The sequence below is a fragment of the Micromonospora sp. KC721 genome, from assembly GCF_004348355.1.
Taxonomy (GTDB): Bacteria; Actinomycetota; Actinomycetes; order Mycobacteriales; family Micromonosporaceae; genus Micromonospora.
Window position 1 is genome coordinate 1 of the sequence record NZ_SMJY01000293.1, and the last position, 5,181, is coordinate 5,181.

6 protein-coding genes are annotated in these 5,181 nt (G+C 71.4%); 3 read left to right on the forward strand and 3 right to left on the reverse strand.

What is annotated here, in order from left to right:
- Nucleotides 1–84: 84 nt before the first annotated feature.
- On the reverse strand, nucleotides 85–318 hold the full coding sequence (locus tag E1182_RS28955; RefSeq protein WP_132270904.1) for a zinc-ribbon domain-containing protein: 234 nt from the start codon (nucleotides 316–318) through the stop codon (nucleotides 85–87).
- 41 nt (nucleotides 319–359) lie between these two features.
- Complete coding sequence (locus E1182_RS28960; protein WP_132270905.1) at nucleotides 360–653, reverse strand: hypothetical protein; 294 nt, start codon at nucleotides 651–653, stop codon at nucleotides 360–362.
- Between the two features lie 243 nt (nucleotides 654–896).
- On the opposite strand from E1182_RS28960, the gene E1182_RS28965 reads away from it, so the two are divergent.
- The 3 genes from E1182_RS28965 to E1182_RS28975 all read left to right on the forward strand — a co-directional run bounded on the left by E1182_RS28965 (nucleotide 897) and on the right by E1182_RS28975 (nucleotide 3,608).
- Nucleotides 897–1,229: a YciI family protein gene (locus tag E1182_RS28965; RefSeq protein WP_132270906.1), complete on the forward strand. Its 333-nt coding sequence runs from the start codon at nucleotides 897–899 to the stop codon at nucleotides 1,227–1,229.
- A 5-nt stretch (nucleotides 1,230–1,234) separates the two neighbouring features.
- Nucleotides 1,235–2,452 carry an RNA polymerase sigma factor gene (locus E1182_RS28970; RefSeq protein WP_132270907.1) on the forward strand — a complete coding sequence of 406 codons (1,218 nt, stop codon included), beginning with the start codon at nucleotides 1,235–1,237 and terminating at the stop codon, nucleotides 2,450–2,452.
- A gap of 274 nt (nucleotides 2,453–2,726) precedes the next feature.
- Entirely contained in the window at nucleotides 2,727–3,608 is an 882-nt protein-coding gene (locus E1182_RS28975; RefSeq protein WP_132270908.1) for a formate/nitrite transporter family protein, read from the forward strand.
- A 291-nt stretch (nucleotides 3,609–3,899) separates the two neighbouring features.
- Here the strand turns inward: E1182_RS28975 and E1182_RS28980 are convergent.
- Nucleotides 3,900–5,181 (reverse strand): class I SAM-dependent methyltransferase (locus tag E1182_RS28980; protein ID WP_371687620.1); only part of this gene is annotated, 1,282 nt, incomplete at its 5' end.

The window sequence follows — 5,181 nt, forward strand, 5'->3', positions numbered from 1 at the left end:
GGGCGGGACACCGTGTGCACGGGCGCCACCGCCGGTTCGACGGGTTGCCGGCCGATCAGCCAGCAGAGGAAGCGTGCCATCGCCTCAGCCGACCGCGAGGCGACGCGCCTCGTCCTTCGAGATGGCGTACTCGGCGCCGCAGAACGAGCACTGCTGCACGTAGCGGATTCGCACCGGGATCAGTGGGATGAAGAAGAGGGTGAACTTCGTGGACCGGCGGGTGATCACCTGTGCGGCCAGGTTGCCGCAGTTGCGGCAGACGGCGCTGGCCACACCTGACCGGCTCACCGACGTGCGGAGTCCGAAGATGAAGAACATCGCCCGCCTGTACCCCACCGGCGACGGTTGTATCCCGGATCTCAGGAAATGGTCCGTCGCCAGGGGCGGCGGGCGTCGAGTTGGGTGGCGAGCAGTTCCAGGAAGACGCGGAACTCCTCCTCCCCGTGCGGCGTCGGCAGCTCGTCGGTGAGCGGACCGCGGTGCCGCCGGGCCTGGGCGATCGCCGCGGCGTAGACGCGCGGGCCGGCCACGAGGTTCCGCCGCTCGACCATGGCGTCGGCCATCCGGCCCGCGGCGGCCTCGTCCAGTACCCGGGTGAAGATCAATCCGTAGAGGATCTGGTTGACGACACCCTTCCAGTCGTTGCCGGGCATCGCTGGCCTCCTCGGTAACCGCCTCGCCGGTCGGGGTGACGATGACATGATCCACCCGTGCCGGCCGGTGAACCGGTGGACCCGCCGGACCGGTGGGATCTCGTCACGCGGGGACAACTCGGGCATCCTCCGACGAGGCGGCCAGCCCGGACCGGGCCAGCGGGAATTCCTCGCCTGGGAGTGTCCGGATCCGGCCCTCGCGTTCGTCACCCTGATGAGACCACGACACCGAGGAGCCCGACGATGAAGTTCATGATGTTCGCCTGCACCGACACCGAGCCGGACGCCGACCCGACGGCCGCGCCAGACATCGAACGGTGGGTCGCCGAACGGGACGCCGCCGGTCAGCGGCTGCTCGGTGAGCGGCTGGCCCCGCCGTCGGCGGCCACCACGGTCCGGGTCCGCAACGGTGAGCTGCTGCTAACCGATGGGCCGTTCACCGAGACCAAGGAGGTGATCGCCGGTTTCGACATCCTGGAGTGCGCGGATCTGGACGAGGCGATCGAGGTGGCCCGCGCGCACCCGATGGCCTACGCGGGACGGATCGAGCTGCGTCCCTTCGACCCGATCAGCTGACCCCGGTGACCGACGCGGCGGAGGCCGTCGCCGTGGCCGGCGCGGAGGCGTACCCGCGGATCGTCGCCACCCTGATCCGGCTCACCGGCGACTGGACGCTCGCCGAGGACTGCGCCCAGGAGGCACTGGTCTCGGCACTGGAGCGCTGGCCCCGCGACGGGATGCCCGGCAATCCGGGCGGCTGGTTGGTGACGGCCGCCCGGAACCGGGCCGTCGACGTGCTGCGCCGCGCCTCGGTGGAGCGCCGCAAGCTGCACGAGCTGGCGCTGCTCACCGACCCTGCGCCAACGCCGGGTGGAGAGGGGGACGTGGTGGACGACCGGCTGCGGCTGATCTTCACCTGCTGCCATCCGGCGTTGGCCCTCGATGCCCGGGTCGCGTTGACGCTGCGCGCGGTGGCCGGGGTGGCGACCGCCGACATCGCCCGGGCCTTCCTGGTCAGCGAATCCACGATGACCCGACGGATCACCCGGGCCAAGGCCCGGATCGCCGCGGCCGGCGTACCGTACCGGGTGCCAACCGGGTCCGCGCTGGTCGAGCGGCTGCCGGGCGTGCTGGCCGTGCTCTACCTGCTGTTCACCCGGGGGTACGACGCCGACGGCGAACCCGCCTTCGCCGACGAGGCGATCCGCCTGACCCGGCTGCTCGACCGGTTGATGCCGGCCGAGCCGGAGGTCGCCGGCCTGCTGGCGCTGTTGCTGTTCCAGAACTCGCGCCGGGCGGCCCGCCGCGACCGCGACGGCAACCTGCTCACCCTCGACGAGCAGGATCGCTCCCGCTGGGACCACGCGGCGATCAGCGAGGGGCTCGCGGTGCTCGACCGCGCCGGCCATGACGGCCCGTACGCTCTCCAGGCCCGCATCGCCGCCGCCCACGCCACCGCCGCGACCGGCGCGGACACCGACTGGACCGCCATCGCCCGGTGGTACGACGCGCTGGCCCGGATCCGCCCCACCCCGGTGGTCCGGCTCAACCGGGCGGTGGCCTACGGCTACGCGCGCGGGCCGGCGGCGGGGCTGACCCTGCTCGCGAAGGCCCGGGAGGGTGGGGCGCTCGACGGCTACCCGCCCGCGCTCGCCGCCGAGGCCGAGCTGACCGCCCGCATCGGCGACCCGGCCCGTGCCAGCATGCTGTTTCGGGCCGCTGCCGCCCTCGTGGACTCCGATTCGGAACGAGAGGCCCTGCTCCGGCGTGCCGTGTCGCTGACAGCCACAGGGCCGTAGGCGCCGGGTCTGTTGGCCGGGCGGCGCCGGCGACCGGGCCGGCGCGGACCCGGCAAACCGCCGCCACTTCCCGCCCGAGCCACACCAACTGTTACGAAGACGTTACGCCTTGCGCCAATTTGGAGTCGTGGACGGTGAGCTGAACGTGATCGGATCAACTACCCTTCGCAACACGGCGGGAATCCGGGGTTCACAGAATCGGTCCACCACCGGGCTCGCCACGGTCCGACAGGCCCCGCTGCCCTACCAGGTCCATCGTGGAAGGAGCGACGTCATGTCGTACGTGAAGCCAGGAGACCTGGCTGTCAAGATGATCGACGCGGGCGAGGCGAAGGTCTTCATGGCCGCTCGGGACACCTTGATCCGCGCGTACATGGCCGGCGCGATCCTCTCCCTGGCCGCGGCGTTCGCCGTCACCGTCACCGTGAAGACGGGTGAGCCCGTCGTCGGCGCCATCCTCTTCCCCGTCGGGTTCTGCATGCTGTACCTACTCGGGTTCGACCTCCTGACCGGCGTGTTCACCCTGGTTCCCCTGGCACTGATAGACAGACGTCCGGGCGTGCGGTTCCGCTCGGTGCTGCGCAACTGGAGTCTCGTCTTCGTCGGCAACTTCGCCGGAGCGCTCACCGTCGCCCTCATGATGGCCGTGACCTTCACCTTCGCCTTCACCGGCGAACCGAACGACGTCGGCCAGGCGATCGGCAACATCGGCGAAGGTCGTACGGTCGGCTACGCCGAACACGGCGCCGCCGGCATGCTGACCCTCTTCATCCGGGGCGTCCTCTGCAACTGGATGGTCTCCACCGGCGTTGTCGGCGCGATGATGTCGACGAGCGTCTCCGGCAAGGTGATCGCCATGTGGATGCCCATCCTGGTCTTCTTCTACATGGGGTTCGAGCACTCGGTCGTGAACATGTACCTGTTCCCGTCCGGACTGATGCTCGGTGGCGACTTCTCGATCATGGACTACCTCGTCTGGAACGAGATCCCGACCGTCATCGGCAACCTGGTGGGCGGTCTGACCTTCGTGGGCCTGACCGTGTACGCGACCCACGCCCGCACCGGCACGACGCGAAACCGACCTGCTTCCTCCGCGCCCGCCGCCGCTTCGAAGCGCGTGGCGACGCAGCCGGAGGCCCGCGTCCCGACCAGGTGAGTACGCCGTCCGGCGCGGGCCGGACCGACGGACACCGGTTCGCGGGTGTCGGTGACGCACGCTGGTGTGGGCCGTGGTCGCGGCCCACACCAGCAGCGGTCAGGCACCGGCGGGGATGTCCTCCTCCACCCAGATCGGCAGCCAGTCGGCCACCTCGTGGTAGCGGCGCCTGGTCTTCCCGTCGGAGCCGTCCAGCTCCCAGGTGATTCTTTGTCAATGGGTACGACGAAGGCCGCGCCGCACCCGGCGCGGCCTTCGTCCACGCCTCACGGCGTGGCCCAGCTCAGCGGCTCACGGCGTCCAGTCGGGACGCAGGGGGTAGTTGTTCACGCCCTGCGGCCCGTTGCGGGTGGCGAGAACCTGGTGCAACTGGATGCCGTTGGTCTCGAAGGCCAGCCGTGACCCGGCCAGGTACAGCCCCCAGACCCGGGCCCGGCCCTCACCCACCTCGGCCACGCAGAAGTCCCAGTGCTCCACCAGGTTGCGGCACCAGGCGGCCAGCGTCAGCGCGTAGTGCTGGCGAAGGTTCTCCTCGTGGTGCACCTCCAGCCCGGCGTCGTGGATCTCACCGATCAGCCGGCCCGGCCCGGCCAGCTCGCCGTCCGGGAAGACGTACCGGTCGATGAACGCGCCGGACCGGTGCGGGGCGCGGTTGTCGGCCCGGGTGATGCAGTGGTTCAGCAGCCGACCCTCCGGACGCAGCCGCTCCCGCAACGCCCCGAAGTACACCGGATAGTTACGCACCCCGATGTGCTCGGTCAGCCCGATCGAGGAGATCACGTCGAACTGTTCCCGCGGGGCGTCCCGGTAGTCCAGGTGCCGCACCTCGGCCAGCCCGGTCAGACCCTCCCGCTCGATCGCCGCCTGCGCCCACCGCGCCTGTGCCCGCGACAGGGTCACCCCGAGAGCCCGCACGCCGTACTCGCGGGCCGCGTGCCGGACCATGCCGCCCCAGCCGCACCCGACGTCCAGCAGCCGCATCCCCGGCCGCAGGGCCAGCTTGCCGGCGACCAGGTCGTACTTGGCCGCCTGCGCCTGCTCCAGGGAGTCGCTGGGGCTGCGGTAGACCGCGCAGGTGTACGTCATCGACGGGCCGAGCACCTTCTCGTAGAAGGCGTTCGACACGTCGTAGTGGTGGGCGATGGCGGAGCTGTCCCGGACCCGGGAGTGGCGCAGCCCGGTCATCACCCGCCGCCAGCGCGGCTGCGCCTCCTGCGGCGGGGGCGGGGGCGGCAGCAGTCGCTCCCAGCCCAGCCCGCGAACCAGGGCCAGCCCCTCCGCCACCGACGGCACCCGCAGCCGCAGCCCGTCCTTGAGCACCCGCAACGCCTCGTACGGGTCGCCCGGGTGCACCCCCTCCAGACCCAGGTCGCCGCTGACGTACGCCCGCGCCATGCCCAGGTCGCCCGGCGCGGTGAGCAGGTACGACAGCCCTCGCTCGGAGCGGACGGCCAGGGTGATCCCGGCGTCGGCCGGGCCGGTCGCGCTGCCGTCGTACCCGGTGATGCGGACCGGCAGGCCCCCGGCGGTGACCGCGCGGATCACGTCCGCCACGGTCGTCCCCGGACCCCGA